The sequence below is a fragment of the Denitromonas iodatirespirans genome, from assembly GCF_018524365.1.
GTDB lineage: Bacteria > Pseudomonadota > Gammaproteobacteria > Burkholderiales > Rhodocyclaceae > Nitrogeniibacter > Nitrogeniibacter iodatirespirans.
This window is the reverse complement of sequence record NZ_JAEKFT010000009.1, coordinates 11,420-32,023: the sequence shown is the minus strand read 5'-3', so window position 1 is coordinate 32,023 and position 20,604 is coordinate 11,420. Positions and strand designations below refer to the sequence as shown.

Annotated in this window: 15 protein-coding genes; 9 read left to right on the top strand and 6 right to left on the bottom strand. The window is 68.9% G+C overall.

Annotated elements, in window-relative coordinates:
- Positions 1 to 5 precede the first annotated feature (5 nt).
- Together I8J34_RS09825 and I8J34_RS09820 are read right to left on the bottom strand one after the other, a co-directional pair.
- Entirely contained in the window at positions 6 to 1,952 is a 1,947-nt protein-coding gene (locus I8J34_RS09825) for a hypothetical protein (protein ID WP_214361225.1), read from the bottom strand.
- 16 nt (positions 1,953 to 1,968) lie between these two features.
- Complete coding sequence (locus I8J34_RS09820) at positions 1,969 to 2,817, bottom strand: SH3 domain-containing protein (RefSeq protein WP_214361224.1); 849 nt, start codon at positions 2,815 to 2,817, stop codon at positions 1,969 to 1,971.
- A 175-nt stretch (positions 2,818 to 2,992) separates the two neighbouring features.
- Between I8J34_RS09820 and I8J34_RS09815 the strand changes: the two genes are divergently transcribed.
- Genes I8J34_RS09815 through I8J34_RS24955 form a run of 3 tightly spaced genes read left to right on the top strand, consistent with a single transcriptional unit; the run spans position 2,993 to position 10,268 of the window.
- Positions 2,993 to 7,357 (top strand): PAS domain-containing protein, encoded by a 4,365-nt coding sequence (locus I8J34_RS09815; protein ID WP_214361223.1) that lies wholly within the window; start codon positions 2,993 to 2,995, stop codon positions 7,355 to 7,357.
- Positions 7,354 to 7,797, top strand: a complete 444-nt coding sequence (locus tag I8J34_RS09810) for a response regulator (RefSeq protein WP_214361222.1) — start codon at positions 7,354 to 7,356, stop codon at positions 7,795 to 7,797. The genes I8J34_RS09815 and I8J34_RS09810 overlap by 4 nt, the downstream gene beginning before the upstream one ends.
- Positions 7,794 to 10,268, top strand: a complete 2,475-nt coding sequence (locus I8J34_RS24955; protein WP_214361221.1) for a two-component system response regulator — start codon at positions 7,794 to 7,796, stop codon at positions 10,266 to 10,268. Before I8J34_RS09810 ends, I8J34_RS24955 begins: the two co-directional genes overlap by 4 nt.
- Here I8J34_RS24955 and I8J34_RS09800 read toward each other — a convergent pair.
- From I8J34_RS09800 to I8J34_RS09785, 4 genes are all read right to left on the bottom strand, one after another.
- On the bottom strand, positions 10,254 to 11,615 hold the full coding sequence (locus tag I8J34_RS09800) for a sensor histidine kinase (protein ID WP_214361220.1): 1,362 nt from the start codon (positions 11,613 to 11,615) through the stop codon (positions 10,254 to 10,256). The genes I8J34_RS24955 and I8J34_RS09800 overlap by 15 nt on opposite strands.
- 18 nt (positions 11,616 to 11,633) lie before the next feature.
- Positions 11,634 to 12,302: a response regulator transcription factor gene (locus I8J34_RS09795; RefSeq protein WP_214361219.1), complete on the bottom strand. Its 669-nt coding sequence runs from the start codon at positions 12,300 to 12,302 to the stop codon at positions 11,634 to 11,636.
- A gap of 150 nt (positions 12,303 to 12,452) precedes the next feature.
- Positions 12,453 to 14,234 carry a sodium:solute symporter family protein gene (locus I8J34_RS09790; RefSeq protein WP_214361218.1) on the bottom strand — a complete coding sequence of 594 codons (1,782 nt, stop codon included), beginning with the start codon at positions 14,232 to 14,234 and terminating at the stop codon, positions 12,453 to 12,455.
- A 12-nt stretch (positions 14,235 to 14,246) separates the two neighbouring features.
- Positions 14,247 to 14,513, bottom strand: a complete 267-nt coding sequence (locus I8J34_RS09785) for a DUF4212 domain-containing protein (protein WP_214361217.1) — start codon at positions 14,511 to 14,513, stop codon at positions 14,247 to 14,249.
- Between the two features lie 185 nt (positions 14,514 to 14,698).
- Here I8J34_RS09785 and folE point away from each other — a divergent pair, with 185 nt between their 5' ends.
- The 6 genes from folE to I8J34_RS09755 all read left to right on the top strand — a co-directional run bounded on the left by folE (position 14,699) and on the right by I8J34_RS09755 (position 20,579).
- Entirely contained in the window at positions 14,699 to 15,331 is a 633-nt protein-coding gene (gene folE, locus I8J34_RS09780; RefSeq protein ID WP_214361216.1) for a GTP cyclohydrolase I FolE, read from the top strand.
- A gap of 11 nt (positions 15,332 to 15,342) precedes the next feature.
- Positions 15,343 to 16,527 (top strand): DUF1615 domain-containing protein, encoded by a 1,185-nt coding sequence (locus I8J34_RS09775; RefSeq protein WP_230411782.1) that lies wholly within the window; start codon positions 15,343 to 15,345, stop codon positions 16,525 to 16,527.
- A 10-nt stretch (positions 16,528 to 16,537) separates the two neighbouring features.
- Positions 16,538 to 17,443 (top strand): histone deacetylase family protein, encoded by a 906-nt coding sequence (locus tag I8J34_RS09770; RefSeq protein WP_214361215.1) that lies wholly within the window; start codon positions 16,538 to 16,540, stop codon positions 17,441 to 17,443.
- Complete coding sequence (locus tag I8J34_RS09765) at positions 17,443 to 18,195, top strand: NYN domain-containing protein (protein WP_214361214.1); 753 nt, start codon at positions 17,443 to 17,445, stop codon at positions 18,193 to 18,195. Before I8J34_RS09770 ends, I8J34_RS09765 begins: the two co-directional genes overlap by 1 nt.
- Entirely contained in the window at positions 18,192 to 19,004 is an 813-nt protein-coding gene (locus I8J34_RS09760; protein WP_214361213.1) for a DUF429 domain-containing protein, read from the top strand. Before I8J34_RS09765 ends, I8J34_RS09760 begins: the two co-directional genes overlap by 4 nt.
- A 72-nt stretch (positions 19,005 to 19,076) precedes the next feature.
- Positions 19,077 to 20,579 (top strand): NAD(P)H-hydrate dehydratase, encoded by a 1,503-nt coding sequence (locus I8J34_RS09755; protein WP_214361212.1) that lies wholly within the window; start codon positions 19,077 to 19,079, stop codon positions 20,577 to 20,579.
- Positions 20,580 to 20,604 lie beyond the last annotated feature (25 nt).

The window sequence follows — 20,604 nt, the reverse complement described above, 5'->3', positions numbered from 1 at the left end:
GCGCCTCATTGCTGCTGGAGCGCCGCCTGGGCGGCCTCGGGCGTCCAGTCGGGCTGGCCGAGCGTCATGCGCGTCACGGCCAGCGGATCGAGCAGATCGGTGCACCCCTCGGCCTTGCAAGGCATCGCCGAGTCCACCGCCAGCAGCGTGAGCGGCAGGCCTTCGTCGTCGCGTCGTTTCGCATCCAGCGTCACCTCGCCTTCGACCCGGTACCAGCCCGAATCGAGCTTGCGCTGGCCAAGCAGGCGCATGGCGTAGGGCCAGTCGACCTCGGCGTCCTCACCGTCGCTGCCGTCGACCCGCACGATGCGCTGGATCTTGCGCTTGCCGCCGGCCACCAACTTGGCATAGCCGCCGCCCGACAGCGGCGCGTAGCCGATATCCGATTCGAGCCGGTTGCGCAGGCGCTGCGGGTCGCGCGCGGCCTCCTCGACCAGTTGCTGGTAGGTCTGCAGATTGCGCCGCTGCTCGTTGGCCAGACGTGCCTGCTCCATGCGCAGGCGCTGCGCTTCGCGTTGCTCGGCATACAGGCGCTGCTGCTCAGCGCGCTGCTCTTCCATCTGCTTTTGCCGGGCCAGCCGCGCATCGCGCTGGAACAGGTGATTGTTGGCCTGCTGCAGGTTGTACTGCCAATCGCCCCACCCGCTCGGGCTGCGCCGGTCCCGGCCGCGCCAGACGCTGATCGAATACAGCAGGTGATTGGCATCGCCAGCCACCGTGCCGTTGTCGAAATCGCTCGAGAACACCAGGTTGGCCCGCGAGGCACGCGCCACGCCGGCTTGCGCGAGCGCCGCCACGGCGGTGTCCACCGCCCCGCGAATGGCGTCGGCCTGGCGGAAGCGGTCGGCCTGCTCGGTCACCGCGTCGATCTGCGGGTCCACCTGCCAGGCGCCGATGCCGCCATAGCTGGTGGCCCGCGCCCGCAGCAGGAAGTGGGTACGTGTCGCGGCATCGCTGGCCAGGTGAAACCACAGCGTGTTTCGCGTGTCGGCGGCCACCGGCCGGCGGACCGTGGCCTCCTGGGTCAACGGGATGCCGGCCGAAAACCAGAGCTTTCCGGTACGCGCGATCGGCACGCCGTCGGAGCGCTCCAGCGTCAGGCGCCCCGCGCCACTCGCATAGCCGTCCGCGCCGCAGCTCAGGCCGTCGGACTTGAGCGTGACGTAATCCATGTTGGTGCGCGACTCGATGCGCGTGAGGATGCGGCAGCCGTTCTGGTCCTTCATTTCCGTCAGCACCTCGGCCAGACGGGTGCTGGACGCCCCCTCGCCGGGGGTCCAGTCGCCCACGGCGAAGCGGGCGATCGCCGGTGTGGCGGGTGCCGGTGTGGCGGGTGCCGGTGTGGCGGTCGGCGCGGGTGCCGGCACGGGCGCAGCGATCGGCGGCGGCGGGGTCGGTGCGGGTTTCGGCGCGGGCAGTGGTTCGGGTGCCGGCAAGGGCACCGGCGGTGCAGCGGGTGGCGGCGCAGTCTCGGGCGGCGGGGCTGGTGTGGGTGTCGATGCCGGCGGAGGCGCCGGCTCCGGTGTCTGCGCCGGCGCCGGTTTTTGCGGCTCACGCACTTCCGGTGCCGGGTTCGGTGCGGCGGCGGCCAGCGGTGGCATCGCCTTGGCCGGCGTTGTATGCAACACCCACAGCTCGGCCTTGCTGCTGGTTCCGTTGGCGAAGGGTTTGCCGTCGGCGGTCGTGCTCACCCAGTCGAGCGCCGAGGCCTGCGGGCATTGGCTCTTGAGCAGCGCTCCGAGTTTGGGCAACAAGCGCGCCAAGCCGGCCGTGTCGGCAGCGCCGCCATGGACCGCGCGCAGCGACAGCCGTGGCGAACACCACGCGCTGCCGGCCGCGTGCTCGATGAAGATCTCGATGTTCTCGGACTTGGAGAGCGCCAGGCGATAGCTGTCGGCAAGCGCCACGCCGGCCGACAGGCCGAGCGCCGTGGCCGCCAAGCAACGCAGCATGGTCGGGGCCCGCATATCAACTCAGCTGCCAGGCGCCATCGGCGCTCTGGCAGGCATCGACTGTCTTGCTCTCTTCACCGTCGGCCGTCTTGACGCGGTAATCGACCGTGCGGCAGGTGGTCTTCACCGCCACCTGCTCGCTCACGGCGGCGCTCGGTTCAATGGCGTCGAGGTCGAAGCCCTGCGCGCTGGCCGATTCGGTGGAGATGGCATCCAGGTCGGTCGGTGCGTCTTTGGCCTGGGTCGTCGGTACCGGCCCGACCAGCGGCGCATAGACATAGCCGACGGTCACGCCCTTGCGCCCGACAGCGATCCAGTCGTTGTCGGTACGCCCGAGCGCGGTAAAGGTCTGCCCCTCCAGGAAGCCACCCACCTTCTCGGCCCCCGTGCCGGGCGCGGCACGCAGGTTGACCGACTTGATGGCGCGGTAGGGCTGGTTGATGACGGCCATGTTCTGCACCGTGGCGATCTTGGGGGCGCGCCGGATCGTCTGCTGCGTGGTGACGGTCTTGCTCGACACCGGCGTGATCGTCGCACTGGCGCCACTGTGATTGGACTGCCAGGCTACCGGACGGCCCGAATCGAGCGCTTCCTGCGTGCTTGCCGCCAGGGCGGCGCGGTCGCGCTCGTCGAGCTTGGCGCCGATCCAGTTGCCCAGCGCGCCGCCGGCCAGTGCGCCGGCAATGATCGCCAGATTGCGCCCCGAGCCCTTGCCTACCTGACTGCCGATCAAGGCGCCGCCGACGGCGCCCAGCACGGAGCCCATCGACTGCTTGGACATGCCGCCTTCACCCGTGCTGGCACACCCAGCGACCCCGACTGTGACGGCAGTGGCCAACACCGCCAACCGCTTGCTCGCATGCATGCCATCGCCTCCCGCGCATGAAGAAACCCGCAGACCGAGGATCCGTAGGGACAAACTGACTATAGAAACGGCAAATATCGAATACAAGCGACATCCTGCACGGTGCGCGGCATTCAAGGCATGCTGGCTCAGGGTGGGTAAATCCCATTATCCTGTGTGCGCATCCCCGACACGCATGAACGAGCAACACCCCCACACCATGAACGGACCGGCGCTTTCCGAGCTGTGCAGCGGCGACATCCCGGTGACCACGCCGCGCGCGCGCCTCTCCGAGCTCACTGCGCCGCTAAGCACCCACCGATTCGTGGTGGTGGTCGACAAGCAGCGGCCGGTCGGCCTGCTGAGCGCTGCGCTACTGCTCGATCCCCCGCCGACGCCCGACGAAAAGGTGCGCAGCCGGATGGCCCCGGCGCCGCTCATCGACGCCTGTACCGATTGCCGGACCGCCCTCCAGCACCTTCAGCGCTCGCCGCTGCGGGCCCTGGTCCTGGTCGACGACAGCGGCGGACTGGTCGGCCTGGTGGGCGAGCAGGAGCTGCTGCAGCATTTCGCCGCGCCGCCCACAGTCGGCGACGGCACCGCCCCGCTGGAATCGGCCGACATCTCGCTGGGCAAGGCGCTCGACGCGGTGCGCCATAGCGAGCGCATCCTCGATTCGGTGTTTTCGGCACTGCCCGATCTGTTCTTCCACCTGCGCCGCGACGGCACGATCATCGATTTCCGGGCCCGTGACGACGATCTGCACGCCCCGCCCGACTACTTCCTCGGCAAGCGCATGCAGGACGTCCTGCCCGATGCGCCCGCCCGGCGCTTCTCCCAGGCGCTGGCCCGGGCAGCCGACAGCGGCGCGGTAGAGACCTTCGACTACACCCTAGAGGTCAATGGCGGGCCGCGCCGCTACGAAGCCCGGCTGTGCCCGCTCGACGACAGCCCGCAGCTGATCGCCGTCGTGCGCGACATCACCGACAGCCACGCCACAGCCCAAGCGCTGCGCGAGAGCGAGACGCGCCTGGCGTTTGCGCTGGACGCGGCCGAAGGTGGCGTGTGGGACTGGGACCTGGCCAGCGACACCTGGCAGGCCAGCGCGCACTACTTCCGCCAGCTGGACTACCCGGTCGTCACCGGCCCCCTGGCGCCGGCCGATGCGCTCACCCCGGTCCATCCGGACGACCGCGCGCTGGTGGCGCGGCACATGGACGCCCAGCGCAAGCTCGGCGCCCCGCCGTTCGACATCGAGATCCGCCTGCGCCATGCCGACGGCCAGGACCGATGGATCCGGCGCAAGGGCAAGACGGTGGCCTGGGACGCCGCCGGCCGGCCCTTGCGGGTGGTCGGCACGCATACCGACATCACCGAACGCAAGGCCGAAGAACTGGCCCAGCAAGCCCTCAACCGCAAGCTGGAAAAAGCCCAGAGCCTGGCCCATGTCGGCTGGTGGGAGTGGTCGCCGACCAGTGGCCGGCTGCAGATGTCCGACGAGTTGCTGCGCATCCACGGCCTGCCGCCGGGCGCCCAACCGCCATCGCTCGATGCCTGGCTCGCGCATGTGGTCGCCGAGGATCGTCCCCGCGTGCAACAGGCGCTGGAGACGGCCCTGGCCAGCGGTCAGGCCGAATGCGAATTCGCCATCCATCGCGACGACACCGGCGAGCGGCGCGATCTCAAGGCCAAGGGCTATGTCTCCTTCGATGCCCACCGGCAACCGGTCGGCCTGTTCGGTGTCACCGCCGATGTCACCGAGCTGCGCGACATGGGCCGCCGCTACGCGCTGGCGGCGCGGATCGGCGAAGCGGCCGCCTGGGAGATCTGGCCGAACGAAGGGCGCCTGGTGGTCGACGCCAACCTCGCGCTGCTCACCGGCGACCCGCCCGACGCGCTGCCCGGCACCCTCAGCACCTGGCTGTCCCGCCTGCCCGACGACGACGCGGCCGCCTTTCTCGCCGCGCTTGAACGGATCGCCAAAGGCGACACCCACACGCTCAAGCTCGATCACCGCGTGCTGCGCCGCGACGGCCGCACCGCCTGGCTGCATGTGCAGGGGCAACGGGTCTCCGGGCCGGGCGAGACGCCGCTGCGCATCCTCGGCTCCTCGGTCGACATCACCGAGCAGAAGCACGCCGAAAGCCTGTTGCGCGACAGCGAGGCGCGCTTTCGGGCGCTGACCACCGTGGCCCCGGTCGGCATCTACCATGCCGATGCCGCCGGCGAGCTGCTCTACGCCAACGCGCGCTGGTCGGCCTTGTCGGGCCTGTCGCCCGACGAGGGCCGCGGCCACGGCTGGGCCCGTGCGCTGCACCCCAAGGATCGCCAGCGCATCGAAGCGGCCTGGCAGGCTCAGATCGCCGAGGGACGGCCGTTCAACGCCGAGTATCGCTACCGGCGCGCGACGGACGATGTGTGGGTGTTCAGCGCGGCCGAGGCGCTGCATGACGACCATGGCCAGATCAGCGGCTATCTGGGCATCACCCTCGACATCTCCGAGCACAAGCGGGCGGACGCGGCCCGCCAGGAGCACATCCGTTTTCTCGAATCGCTGGAGCACATCGACGCGGCCCTGCGCAGCAGCGCCGACCTGGACACCCTGCTCGCCGCCGGCACCGAGGCGGTCCGCCACATTTTCGACTGCGACCGCGCCTGGCTGATGACGCCCTGCGATCCGGCCGCGGACAGCTGGCGGCTCCCGGTCGAGTCCACTCGCCTCGAACACCCCGGCATCGGCGGCTCGGAGCAAGCGCAGCCGATGACGCCGGACATCGCCGGCATCTGCCGCAAGACACTGGACAGCAGCGAACCCTACACCCTGGTCGACGGCCAGGACGACGACGCACTGGCGCCCCAAAAAGCCGCCTACGGCGTGCGCTCGCTGATGCTCACACCACTACAGCCCAGCCTCGGCCCGGCCTGGGCGCTGGGCATCCACCAGTGCAGCCATGCGCGCCAATGGAGCGCGACCGAGCGCCACCTGTTTGCCGAAACCGCCCGCCGCATGACCGACGCCATCAACCTGCACACCACGGTGCAGCAACTGCGGGCCAGCCAGACGCAGTACCGCTCGGTGGTCGAAGATCTGCCCGTGCTGGTGTGCCGCCATCGGGCCGACGGCATCATCGAATTCGTCAACGAAGCCTACTGCCGCTACTTCGGCCAGCCGCGCGAGGCGCTGGTCGGGCATTCGCTGTTCGACCACCTGCCACCGGCGCAGCGCGCAACCGTCGGCGCCGGGCTGGCCGCGCTGAACGCGGCGCATCCCGTGATGAGCCACACCCATGAAGTCATCGACGCCCACGGGCAGATCCGCTGGCAGCGCTGGACACGCCGCGCCATCTGCGACGCCCAGGGCCAGGTCGTCACCCTGCAGGCCTTCGGCGAAGACATCACCGAGCGCAAACGCACCGAGGAGGCGCTCATCCGCAAACAGTCCGAGCTGGCTGAAGCGCAGGAACAGGCACGCCTGGGCAGTTTCGTGTGGAACATCAGCAGCGGCGAGATTCGTTGGTCGGACCAGCTGTTCCGCCTCTTCGGCCTCGATCCGCTGGCGCAGCCGCCGACCTACCATCTGTTTCTCGACGCCGTCCATGCCGACGACACCGCGCGTGTCGACGCCGCCTTCAAGAACGCCCTCAAGCATGCCATTCCCTTCCGCGAGGAGTTTCGCCTCAAGCGCCCCGACGGCGAGCACTGTTGGTTGTTCGCCCAGGGGCGCATCGAAACCGAGCTCGACGGCCGGGCGACCGTCATGCGCGGCACCCTGCTCGACATCACCGAGCGGGTGCTGACCACCGAAGCCTTGCAACACGCCCATGACGAACTCGAACAGCGGGTCGAGCAGCGCACCGCCGAGCTGCAGGCCGCCAACGCCGAACTCGAAGCCTTCACCTATGCCGCCTCGCACGACCTGCGGGCGCCACTGCGAGCGATCCAGGGTTTCCAGCGCGCCATCGAGGAAGACTTTGCCGAGCAGATTCCGGAGGGTGCCCACGACTTTCTCCAGGAGATCGCCACCGCCAGCGCCCGCATGGGCGACCTGATCGATGGCCTGCTCGAGTTGTCGCGCAGCAGCCGTGCCACGCTGGTGCGCCAGCCCATCGACCTGGGCGAGATGGCCCACGCCGCCCACCGCCGGCTGAGTCAGCTGCATCCCGATCGCGATGTCCGCCTGCAGTGCGAGGGCGCGCTCGACGCCCGTGGTGACAGCCGCCTGCTCGCCACGGTGATGCAGAATCTGATCGAAAACGCCTGGAAGTATTCGCGCCACCGCAAATCGGCGCTCATCCGCGTCTCCGGCCAAATGCAAAATGGGCAGCAGGTGTATGCTGTCGCCGACAACGGCGCCGGTTTCGACCCCGCCTTTGCCGGCAAGCTGTTCGAACCGTTCCAGCGCCTGCACCATCCGAGCGAGTTCCCCGGCATCGGCATCGGGTTGGCGACGGTGGCGCGCATCATCCGGCGCCACGGCGGCTGGATCGAGGGCGAAGGGCGGCCGGGTCAGGGCGCCTGTTTCCGTTTCAGTCTGGGTGCACAAGAAGGAGAAAAGGCATGAATCAGCGCAAACTGCTGCTCGTCGAGGATGACGCCCAGGATTTGCGGCTGACCTTGCGCGCCCTCAAGCGCATCAACGTCGTCAACGAAGTCGACGTCGTGCATGACGGCGCCGCCGCCCTCGACTACCTGTTTTGCCGCAACGCGCACGCCGGGCGCGACCCGGGCGAGGCCCCGGCCGTGGTGTTGCTCGACATCCGCCTGCCCCGCCTCAGCGGCCTCGAAGTGCTCGAACAGCTGCGCGCCGATCCGCGCACCCACCACATCCCGGTGGTCATGCTCACCTCCTCGGACGAAGAGCAGGACATCCTGCGCAGCTACGATCTGGGCGCCAACAGCTATGTGCGCAAACCGCTCGATCCGGGCGAATTCACCCAAGCCGTCGCCCAGCTGGGGCTCTATTGGATGCTCCTGAACGCACCGCCCACGAGCTCACAATGAACGCAACGCTGCGCGTCCTCGTCATCGAGGACAACGAACAGGATTACCGCCTGCTGGTGCGCCACCTGGCGCGTAGCCACCTCGGCTGCGAATGCGCACGGGTCGGCACCGCCGCCGCACTGACCGACGCGCTGGCCCCCGGCGCACCGGGCTGGGACGTCATCCTCAGCGACTACAACCTGCCCGACATCGACATCCACCGCACGGCGGATCTGTTGCTCGGCAAATATCCGTACACGCCGATCATCGTGGTCTCCGGCACCATCGGCGAAGAGGCCGTCATCGACCTGCTACGCGCCGGCGTGGCCGATTATGTCAGCAAGACGAATTTCACCCGCCTGGTGCCGGCCATCGATCGCGCCGTGGCGGCCGTGGCCACCCGGCGTGCCCGCGAACATGCCGAACGCGAGTTGCAGCTACGCGACCGCGCCCTGTCGGCTGCGGCCAACGGGGTAGTCATCTCGCGCGCCGGCGACGACATGCCCGTGGTCTATCTCAACCCCGCCGTCGAGGCCATCACCGGCTACCGGGCCGACGAGATCCTCGGCCGCAACCTGCGCCTGCTGCAGGGCGACGACCGCGACCAGCCCGGGATCGCCAAGATCCGCGCGGCACTGGCGCACGGCCGCAGTTGCCACGCGGTGCTGCGCAACTACCGCAAGAACGGTGGCTTGTTCTGGAACCGCATGAGCATCCGTCCGGTCAAGGACGCCCAGGGCGCGGTCAGCCACTTCGTCGGCATCATCGAAGACATCACCACCCAGCGTCAGGCCGACGAGCGCCTGCGCCAGGCCGCGGCCGTCTTCGACAGCAGCACCGAAGGGATGATGATCACCGACCTGTCGGCACGACTCATCGAAGTCAACCGGGCCTTCACCGAGATCACCGGCTACCGGCGCGACGAAGCCATCGGCCAGCCCACCAGCCTGCTGCGCTCGGGCAAGCACCCGCCGCAGTTCTACCAGGCGATGTGGCACAGCCTGCATGAGTCCGGGCAGTGGCGCGGCGAAGTGTGGAACCGGCGCAAGAACGGAGAGATCTATCCCGAGTGGCTCACGCTCAGTACGGTGCGCGCCAGCGACGGCACGCCGGTGTTCTACGCCGGCGTGTTCTCCGACATCACCAGCGTCAAGCAGTCGGCCCAGCAGCTCGAGCATCTGGCCCATCACGACCCGCTCACCGACCTGCCCAACCGCATGCTGCTCAACGCGCGCCTCAACCACGCCATCGAGCATGCCACCCGCAGCGGCACCGCGTTGGCCGTGTTGTTCGTCGATCTGGATCGCTTCAAGAACATCAACGATGTCTACGGCCACCCCTTCGGTGACCAGTTGTTGCGTCAGGTGGCCGAGCGCCTGCGCGCCTGCGTGCGGCTCGACGACACCGTGGCCCGCCTCGGCGGCGACGAATTCGTGGTGCTGCTCGAAGACGTCAAGGAGCCGTATGGCGCGGTGCTGGTGGCCGAAAAGATCCAGCTCTCGCTCAACCAGCCCTTCGCCATCGAGATGCGCGAACAGTTCGTCACCGCCAGCATCGGCATCAGCCTTTTCCCGCGGGACGGACAGGAGGCCGCCGACCTGATCCGCAACGCCGATGCGGCCATGTACCAGGTCAAGGAAGCCGGCCGCTTCGGCTTCGCCTTCTACACCCCCGAATTGACGCAAAAGGCCACCGAGCGAGTCCGGCTGGAAAACGACCTGCACAAGGCACTCGACCTCGACCAGTTCGTCCTGCACTACCAGCCGCAAGTGACGCTCGCCGACGGCGCCATGGCCGGTGTCGAGGCCCTGGTGCGCTGGGCCCATCCCGAGCGCGGCCTGTTGTATCCGTCGGCCTTCATCGGCATCGCCGAAGAATGCGGCCTGATGCCGCGTATCGGTCGCTGGGTCCTCGAACAAGCCTGCCGTCAGGCCCGTCAGTGGCTGGACGCCGGCCTGCCCTTCGGGCACATCAGCGTCAATCTGGCGGCGTCGCAGCTGCGCCGCGGGGACCTGGTCAGCCTGATCCGCGACACCCTGGCCAGCACCGGCCTGCCCGCCGTCCGGCTGGAGCTGGAGATCACCGAAGGTTTCGTCATGCAGCAGGCCACCGACGCCATCGCGCGCCTCGAGGCCTTGCGCGAGCTCGGCGTGGCGATCGCCATCGACGACTTCGGCACCGGTTACTCATCGCTGTCCTACCTCAAGCGGCTGCCGGTCACGCGGCTCAAGATCGACCGGTCCTTCGTGCGCGACATCCCCGACGATCCGGACGACGCCGCCATCACCCGCGCCATCATCGCGCTGGCCCACAGCCTGTCGCTCGAGGTGATCGCCGAAGGGGTGGAGTCTGCCGCCCAGGCCGCCTTCCTGCTGGCCGAAGGCTGCAGGCACGGCCAGGGGTATCACTTCAGCCGGGCGATCAGCGCAGACGCGCTGGCGCGCTGGGTTCCGCCGTCCACCGATCCCGCCCTCGCCTCACGCGGCGACTGATCCGCGCTCCTCGCCCGGCAGCTCCACACGCACCCGCAAGCCATGGCCGGAAGATGGCGTTTCCAGCGCGATCCGGCCCTGGTGGGCCGTTACGATCTCGCGCACGATGGCCAGGCCCAGCCCCACCCCGCTGCCGACGCTGCCCGGCGTGCGGTAGAAGCGCTTGAACACCCGCTCACGCTCCGCCTCGGCAATGCCGGGGCCGTCGTCTTCCACCGTCACCAGCACCCCGCTGCCGTGCTGGACGCAGTGCAGGCTGACCCGCCCGCCCGTCGGTGCGTACTTGAGGGCGTTTTCCACCAGATTGGCCAGCAACTCGCGCAGCAAAGTGCCGTCGCCGCGCACCCAGGCCGGCGCCCGGTGCACACCGAGATCGATCTGCTTGCGGTCGGCGCGCGCCAGCCAGTCGTCGAGCATGTCGTCGATCAAGGGCGCCAGATCGACCGGGCGCGCATCGAGAATGTGCTGAGTGCCCGCCTCGGCACGGGCCAATGCGAGCAACTGGTTGGCCAGCCGGGTGACGCGCGTCGTCGCCCGGGCGACTCGCGCCAACTGCTCTGGCGCCGGTGTCGTCCCCAGCAGCTCGACCTGCATCTGCAGGTTGGCCAGCGGGGTGCGCAACTGGTGAGCGGCGTTCTGCAAAAACCGCCGCTGCTCGTCACGCGCCGACGCCAGGCGCAGCAACATGGCGTTGAGCGCCATCACCACGCCCCGGATCTCGAGCGGCACCCCGGCAGGATCGATGGGGTCCAGATCGTTGCCGGCACGCGCCGACAGCGCGGCGGTCAGACGGGCGATCGGTCGCAGCCCGGTCGGGATGGCGAAGCGGACGATGGCGACCACCGCCAGCCCCACCGCCATCACCGCGGCGCCGAAGCCGAGCATCAGGCGCAACAGGGCAGCGTGCCGCTTGCCCAGGGTTTCGGCCACCGTCACATGGAACCCGCGGCCGTCGATCATGCGGTGCAGACGAACGCCACGGATCGTCTCGCCCCGGTACGGAGCATCGTAGAACGCCGGCGCACCGTCGACTTCGAGCGCCTCGGGCGGCGGCAGATCGGCATCGCCGGCCACCACCTTGCCGTCGTCGGCACGCACCCGGTAGAAAATGGTATCCACCTGATCGGTCCGCAGCAGCGCCTGCCCGCCCGCGGCCAGATCCATCGCCAGCATGTCGTCCGCCCGGCGGATCCGCTGCGCGACACCATCGGCCAGGTTCAACAGGTTGGCATCGTAGGCATCACTGATCACTTCGCTGGCCGTGCGATAGGCAAACAGCCCGCCGAGCAGGCCGATCAGGATCGGCACGGCGAGGGCCCGCAGCAGTCGGCGCTTGAGACTCGGCATGCCCCCCGCCCCGGCCGCCTAGCCCTGCGCCGCGGCGTCGGCGTCGCGCAGCTCCAGGCGATAGCCGAAGCCCCGGACACTGCGGATCACCAGCCCGGCCATCTCCAGCCGGGGCCGCAAGCGGGAGATATACACCTCGACCGCGTTGGGCGACCCGTCGGCCACCAGGCGTTCCTTGGGCACGGTGCGCCCTCCCGCCTCGACCAGGGCGGTGAGCAGCGTCCATTCGCGCCCGGTCAGCGAGATCGGCGTGCCGGCGAGGGTCGCCAGGTGGTCTTCGACATCCATCTTGAGCGCGCCGAAAAGCAGCTCAGTCCGCGCCAGATGCCCCACCCGACGCGCCACCGCACGCATGCGCGCCGACAGCTCCGACAGCTCGAAGGGCTTGGCCAGGTAGTCGTCGGCGCCCAGATCGAGCCCATAGATGCGGTCCGACAAGGCGTCGCGGGCCGTCACCAGGATGACGGCCACGGGCAGCTTGCCGGCCCGGATGCCGCGCACCAGCTCATAGCCGGACAAGCCCGGCAGGCCAACGTCGATCAGCGCCATGTCGATGCCGCCGGCCGCGAGCCGCACTTGCGCGGCGACGCCGTCATCCACCGCTTCGACATCCATTCCCTGAGCCTGCAGATAGGCCGACATGCCCTGCGACAAGCCGGGATCATCTTCGACAATCAATACACGCATGGAATCCTCGTTCGCCTCGCGCCGCGCATCATGCGCCACGACGGCAAGTGTAAACCGGCCACGGTGGCCGGCAAGGGCCATCTCGAAACGGATGACAAAACGAAAAACTCCCGCCGCAGCGGGAGTTTTTCATTCAGCAGAACACGCGACTCAGTGGCCGGTAGCGGCACCCGCGCCACGCGGCGTACGGATGTCTTCCACCAGATGCTGGATGTGGTCGGGGCACGGCGCCGTCACCTTCGACACCACCGTTGCCACCAGGAAGTTGAGCACGGCACCGACGGTACCGATGCCTTCCGGCGAGATGCCGAACAGCCAGTTGGCCGGGATGTTCTCAGCCATCGGCGTGATGAAGATCCCCTTGAAGTAGAGGATGTAGCCGAAGGTGAAGAACAGGCCGGTGAGCATGCCGGCGATGGCGCCTTCCTTGTTCATCTTCTTGGAGAAGATGCCCAGCAGGATGGTCGGGAACAGCGAGGCGCACGCCAGACCGAAGGCGAAGGCCACCACCTGTGCCACGAACCCGGGCGGGTTGTACCCCAGATAACCGGCCACGCACACCGCCACCGCCGCAGCCAGACGACCGGCCAGCAGTTCGGACTTCTCGGACATGTCCGGCGTCAGGATGCCCTTGAGCAGGTCATGCGAGATCGCCGCCGAGATCACCAGCAGCAGACCGGCCGCGGTCGACAGCGCCGCGGCGATACCGCCGGCAGCCACCAGCGCGATCACCCAGTCGGGCAGCTTGGCGATTTCCGGGTTGGCCAGCACCATGATGTCGCGGTCGACCGTCAGCTCGTTGCCTTTCCAGCCGGCCGCTTCAGCCTTGGCCATGAAGTCGGCATCCTTGGACTTGTCGTTGTAGTACTGGATGCGGCCGTCGCCGTTCTTGTCTTCGAACTTGATCAGCTTGGTCGCTTCCCAACGCTTCATCCACTCCGGACGGGCCTCGTAGCTCAGGCCGCTCTCGGGCGAGAACAGCTCGCCCGACACCACACCCGGCGTCATCGTGGCATGCAGGTTGTAGCGGGCCATGGCGCCCACGGCCGGTGCCGTGGTGTAGAGGATGGCGATGAACACCAGCGCCCAGCCGGCGGACGAGCGGGCGTCCTTGACCTTCGGCACGGTGAAGAAACGCACGATCACGTGGGGCAGACCGGCGGTACCGGCCATCAGCGCCATGGTGATGGCGATGACGTCGATCATCGACTTGTTGCCTTCGGTGTAGACCTGGAAGCCCAGGTCATGCACCACCGTGTCCAGCTTGGCCAGGAACGGCTCGCCCGTGGCCACCGTGGACCCCAGGCCCAGCTGCGGGAAGATGTTGCCGGTCAGGTTCAGCGAGATGAAGATCGCCGGCACCATGTAGGCGAAGATCAGCACGCAGTACTGCGCCACCTGGGTGTAGGTGATGCCCTTCATGCCGCCGAGCACGGCGTAGAAGAACACCAGGCCCATACCGACGAGCAGGCCGGTGACGATATCGACTTCGAGGAAGCGCGAGAACACGATACCGACGCCGCGCATCTGGCCGGCCACATAGGTGAAGGAGATGAAGATCAGGCAGATCACCGCCACCAGGCGCGCCGCGTTCGAGTAGTAACGGTCGCCGATGAACTGGGGCACCGTGAACTTGCCGAACTTGCGAAGGTACGGGGCGAGCAGCACCGCCAGCAGCACATAACCGCCGGTCCAGCCCATCAGGTACACCGAGCCGCCGTAGCCGAGGAAGGCGATCAGGCCGGCCATCGAGATGAAGGAAGCCGCGGACATCCAGTCAGCGGCCGTTGCCATGCCGTTGATCACCGGGTGCACACCGCCACCGGCGACATAGAAATCGCTGGTGCTGCCGGCACGCGCCCAGATCGCCACGCCGATATACAGCGCGAAGGACAGGCCGACGACAATGAAAGTGAGTGTTTTCAGATCCATCTTGAGGCCTCTTTAGTCTTCGTGAACGTCGTGTTCGCGGTCGATCTTGTTCATACGCGCCGCGTACCAGAAGATCAGAATCAGGAATGCGTAGATCGAGCCTTGTTGGGCGAACCAGAAGCCGAGCGGGTAGCCGCCCAGGTGGATGCTGTCGAGCGCCGGCTGCAGGATGATGCCGAAGCCGAAGGACACGACGAACCAGAGGACGAGGATCACGGTCAGAAGACCGAGCGTCGCCTTCCAGTACGCCTGCCCCGAATCGTTGCCAGGGGATGTCATTATGTTGTCTCCTCACAATGTATGAAGCGCACATGCGGAGCACGCGCTGGCAGCACTTTAGGGCTGCAGCACTTACGCGATGCTTGCTTGAAACTTACGATTTGCTGAATTTTCCGTTCATACCGCGTAACGGCGGCCCCGGCGGCTTTTCGGTACCATGCGCCTCTGTTCATCGGAAACCCTTCATGTCCGACGATTGTCATCACGTTCCTGCCCCCCGCCGCGGCATCGGCATTGCCCGGGAGGGCGACTTCGACCCGGCCGCTTTCGAAAAAGCCGTCGGCGATCTACTGCGCGCCTGCGGCGTGGCCACCGACGGGCCGCACACCGGCCGCACCGTCCAGCGGGTGCGCGAGCTGTGGCAACGGCGCCTGCTCGGCGGCTATGAACTCGATCCGGCCGACGCGCTCGGCGACGGCTTCGACGACCCGCGCCGCGACATGGTGGTGGTGCGCGGCATCGCGGTGCATGGCGTCTGCCCGCACCACCTCGTTCCGTTTCGCGGCATAGCCCACGTGGCCTACCTACCCGGCGGGCGGCTGCACGGCTTCGGCCGCATCGCCCGCATGGTCGACGCCATCGGCCACCGCTTCACCTACCAGGAATGGATGACCCGCGACATCGCCGACGTGCTGGTCGAGCACGGCCATGCCGCCGGCGCCGCCTGCCTGATCGAGGCCGAACAGCTGTGCCTGCTGCTGGGCGAGGATCGCCGCGGCGACGAGCGCGTCATCACCCAAGCCTTTGCCGGCTGCTTCGAAACCGATCTGCAGGCGCGCAACGAATTCCTGCGCGCCATCGGTCCAGCCGCACGCTGACGCCCCGCTCCATGACGTGCTTTTCGCGGCATGCTGCCGCCCTGCTGGCCGTGCTCGCGCTGAGCGCCTGCCAGAGCCCGCCCTACCCATCGCGGCCCTCGCCCGCCCTGCCGCCGGCGCCGGTTCAAACCCCGGTCACCGACCTCCCGGTCATCGGCGCCCCGGTCGTCAACGCACCGCCGACGCCCGCCCCGCTGTCGGCCGCCGAGCTGCTGCCCCCGGGCATGACCGACCGCAGCGGCTGGGCCGGCGACATCGACACCGCCTTCGACCGGCTCGCCATCGCGCGCAGCGCCGACAACCTCTGCGCCGCCATCGCCGTCATCGAGCAGGAATCGAGCTGGCAGGCCGATCCGGTGGTGCCGGGCCTGCCGCGCATCGTGCGCCAGGAGATCGACCGCCGCGCCGAGCGCTTTTCGATTCCCAGGCTCGTCGTCGATGCCGCGCTGGAAAAGACCTCGCCCGACGGGCGCAGCTACGCCAGGCGCATTGCCGCGCTGCGCACCGAGAAGCAAATGAACCAGCTGTTCGAAGACATGCTCTCCGAACTGCCGCTGGGCAACACCCTGCTCGCCGGCCTCAACCCGATCCGCACCGGCGGCCCGATGCAGGTCAGCGTTGCCTTTGCCGAAGAGCACCTGCGCCAGCGCTCCTACCCCTATCCCCGCACCGGCACGGTCCGCCACGAGGTGTTCACCCGCCGCGGCGGCCTGTACTTCGGCATCGCCAACCTGCTCGACTACCCGGCCGACTACCCGCATCCGCGCTTCCGCTTCGCCGATTTCAACGCCGGCCGCTACAGCAGCCGCAACGCCGCCTTTCAGCACGCGATCGCCCGCGCCACGGGCCGCAAGCTGGCGCCCGACGGCGATCTGCTGCGCTACCGCGGCGACACCCCGCGCGACGACGTGAGCGCCACCGAAGCCGCCCTGCGCACCCTCGCCGGCCCCTTGCAGCTGAGCGCCCGCCAGATCCGCAACGACCTGCTGCGCGAGAAATCCGCCGACTTCAACCGCACCCGTCTCTACCAGCGCCTGTGGCCGCTGGCCGAGCGCCGGGCCGGCCGTGCGCTGCCGCGCCAGCAGATGCCCGACATCCTGCTGCAAAGCCCGAAGATCCAGCGCAAACTCACCACCGCCTGGTTCGCCCGTCGGGTCGAAGGCCGCTACGATCGCTGCCTGGCCCGGGCCCGTTGAGCACGCCGCCATGAAACTGTTCTACGCCGACCATTTCGTCCTGCCGCTGCCTCCGGGGCACCGTTTCCCGATGGTCAAATACAGTCGCCTGCGCGAACGCCTGATGGCCAGCGGCCAGTTCGCCGCCGCCGATTTCTGCGTGCCCGAGGCCGCCGACGACACCGCCCTGCTGCGTGCCCACAGCGCCGACTATGTGCGCCGGGTAACGCAGGGCGCGCTCGACGCGGCCGAGCAGCGCCGCATCGGGTTTCCGTGGACGCCCGAGATGGTCGAGCGCTCGCGCCGCTCGGCCGGCGCCACGCTGGCCGCCTGCCGCAGCGCGCTCGCCTCGGGCTGCGCTGCCAACCTGGCCGGCGGCACGCACCATGCCCACCGCGACTTCGGCTCGGGCTTTTGCGTGTTCAACGACGCGGCAGTCGCCGCGCTGGCGATGCGTGCCGAAGGCCTCGCCGAGCGGATCGCCATCGTCGACTGCGATGTGCACCAGGGCGACGGCACCGCCGCCATCCTCGCCGACACGCCCGAGGTGTTCACGCTGAGCCTGCATGGCGACAAGAACTTCCCCTTTCGCAAGACGGTGTCCGACCACGACATCGCCCTGCCCGACGGCACCGGCGATGCCGACTACCTGGCCGCCCTCGCCCCGGCGCTGGACCATGTCTTCACGCATTTTCGCCCCGAGTTGGTGATCTACCTCGCCGGCGCCGACCCCTTCGAAGGCGACCGTCTCGGCCGCCTGTCCCTCAGCTTCGACGGTCTCGCCCAGCGCGATGCCCTGGTGCTCGGCAGCTGCCGCGACCAGCGCATTCCCGTTGCCATCGCCATGGCCGGTGGCTATGGTCATGACATCGACGACACCGTCGCCATCCACGCCACCACCCTACTCACAGCCGCCCGGCTGTTGCGGAGCCCCTGATGCAAGAAGAATCCCGAATCGCGCTGTTGATCGACGCCGACAACTGCCCCGCCAGCAAAATCGAGCTGATGCTCGACGAGCTGGCCAAGTACGGCGTCACCAACATCCGCCGCGCCTACGGCAACTGGAAGAGCACCAGCCTCAACGGCTGGGCCGACAAAGTGCATGAATTCGCCATCCAGCCGGTGCAGCAGTTCGCCTACACCAAGGGCAAGAACGCCACCGACTCGGCGATGATCATCGACGCCATGGACCTGCTCTACACCCAGCGCCTCGACGGCTTCTGCCTGGCCTCGTCGGACTCCGACTTCACCCCGCTGGTGATGCGCATCCGCGCCAACGGCCTCAAGGTGTACGGCTTCGGCGAAAAGAAAACGCCGATGCCCTTCGTCAATGCCTGCTCGCGCTTTCTCTACCTCGAGAACCTGATCACCGAATCCCCCGACGACTCCGCCGCCCCGTCGGCCAAGCCCGAGCGCGTCAGCAGCAAGGCCCTGCGTGGCGACTCGCGCATCACCAGCCTGCTGCGCAACGCCGTCGAAGCCTGCGTCGGCGAGGACGACAACTGGGCCAGCCTGTCGTCGGTCGGCTCGCACATCAGCAACCAGACCCCGTTCGATCCGCGCAACTACGGCTACAAAAAGCTCGGCGACCTGATCGAAGCCACCGGCCTGTTCGACACCGAACGGCGCGGCAGCCACCTCTACCTGCGCGACAAGCGCAGCAAAGGCAAGGGCAGCGCCGCCGCGTGAGAACGCTCATCGGCGTCGACTTCACCTCGGCGCCGCGCCGGGCCAAGCCGATCACCGCCGCGCACGGCCGGCGCGTCGGCGGCGCCGTGCGGCTCGAGGCGCTCAGCACCCACGCCGACTGGCCGGCCTTCGAGGCCCTGCTGCACACCCCCGGCCCCTGGCTGGGCGCCTTCGACTTTCCCTTCGGCCTGCCACGCGAGGGCTTGGCCGCGCTGGGCTGGCCGAGCACCGACTGGGCCGCCGTGGTGCGCCATGTCGCCGGCCTCGCCAAACCCGTCTTTCGCGCCGCGCTCGACGCCGACCGCCAGCGCCGCCCGATGGGCGCGCGCTACCCGCACCGCCACACCGACCAGGCGGCCCGCTCGCACAGCCCGATGAAGCTGGTCAATCCGCCGGTCGGCCTGATGTTCTTCGAAGGCGCGCCGCGCCTGCTCGCCGCCGGCTGCACCCTGCCCGGTCTGCACGCGGGCGACCCCGATCGCATCGCCGTCGAGGCCTACCCCGGCCTGCTGGCGCGACGCATCACGCCGGCCTCCTACAAGAGCGACGCGCGCCGCCGCCAGACCGAGGAGCGCCGCCGCGCGCGCGAAGCGATCGTCGCCCGCCTGTGCGCCGCCGACACCCCGCTCGGCCTCCCGCTGGTGGCCAGCGACGAGCAGTTGCAGGCGCTGGTGGACGACGCCGGCGGCGACCGGCTCGACGCCGTCCTCGCGCTGCTCCAGGCCGCCTGGTGCGACCAGCGCTCGACGCAAGACTTTGGACTGCCCGGGGGCGCCGACCCGCTCGAAGGCTGGATCGCCACCCTGTAGGCCGGAAGGGTCTCGGAGGCCATCGGCGAAGCGCGTAGAATGGGCGCTCCCTGATGTCATCGGCGAACTTCCATGCTCCAGTCCAGCCAACCGATCTACCCCGTTGCCGGCATCCGCACCATCGAAACCGCCGCCATGCCGACGGCCAAGCCGCCGCTGATGGAGCGCGCCGGGCGCGCGTCGGCCGAGGAAGCCGTGCGGCTGATGATCGACCGCCCCGGCGCCCTGCTGATCGCCTGCGGCCCGGGCAACAACGGCGGCGACGGCTTCGTCATGGCGCGCCACTTCCTGCAGGCTGGCCGCCAGGTGGTGGTCGCCTTCTCGGGCGACACGGCCAAGCTGCCGGGCGACGCCAAGAAGGCCTGGGAGGCCTGGCGCGACGCCGGTGGCGAAACCCTCTCCGACCTGCCCGCGGCCCCGCCCGAAGGCTGGGCGTTGGTGGTCGACGCGCTGTTCGGCATCGGCTTGCAGCGCCCCATCACCGGCCGCTACGCCGAGTGGATCCGCGCCCTCAACGCGCTGCCCGGCCCGCGCATGTCGATCGACGTGCCCAGCGGCCTGTGCGCCGACACCGGCCGCGTGCTCGGCGTGGCCTTTCGCGCCACGCACACCGTCACCTTCATCGCCCTCAAGCCCGGTCTGCTCACGCTCGACGGGCCGGACCACTGCGGCGAGTTGGTGGTCAAGCGCCTGGATCTGGACGCCAACGCCTTTTTGCCCGCGCCCGGCTGGGAAGTGCGCCCGGCCCTCTTCGCCGACCAGTTCACCCCGCGCCGGCTCAACGCCCACAAAGGCCTGTTCGGCGATGCGGTGATCATCGGCGGCGCGCCCAGCATGTGCGGCGCCCCCTTGCTGGCCGGCCGGGCGGCGCTGCGCGCCGGCGCCGGGCGGGTGTTCGTCGGCTTGCTCGATCCGCGCGCCCCGGCCGTCGATCTGGTCCAGCCCGAGCTGATGATCCGCAGCGCGGAACACGCCCTGAGCGAAGGCCAGGCCATCGCCATCGGCCCCGGTCTGGGCCGTGACACCGTCGCGGCCGACCTGCTGCGCCAGGCGCTGGCGTCCGACCACGCCCTGGTGCTCGACGCCGACGCGCTCAACCTGATCGCCGACGACGACACGCTGGCCGGTGCCGCCACCCGCCGCCACGCGCCGGTGGTGCTGACCCCCCATCCGGCCGAGGCCGCCCGCCTGCTCAAGTGCAGCCCCGATCAGGTTCAGCAGAACCGCCTCGATGCCGTCATCGAGCTGTCCCGCCGCTTCGATGCCCATGCGGTGCTCAAAGGCCATGGCAGCCTGATCGCCCATCCGAACGGTCGGTGGTTGATCAACCGCAGCGGCAACCCCGGCATGTCGGCCGCCGGCATGGGCGATGTGCTCACCGGTCTGCTCGCCGGCCTGCTGGCCCAGCGCTGGCCGATCGAGGCGGCGATCATCGGCGCCGTCCATCTGCATGGCGCCGCCGCCGACCTGCTGCTGGCCAAGGGCATCGGCCCGATCGGCATGAGCGCCTCCGAGCTGCCCGATGCCGTACGCATCCTGCTCAATCAATGGGTTGCCCAGCACCACCGGCAGTGATGCCGCGTCACAAGCCCGGAAAGAT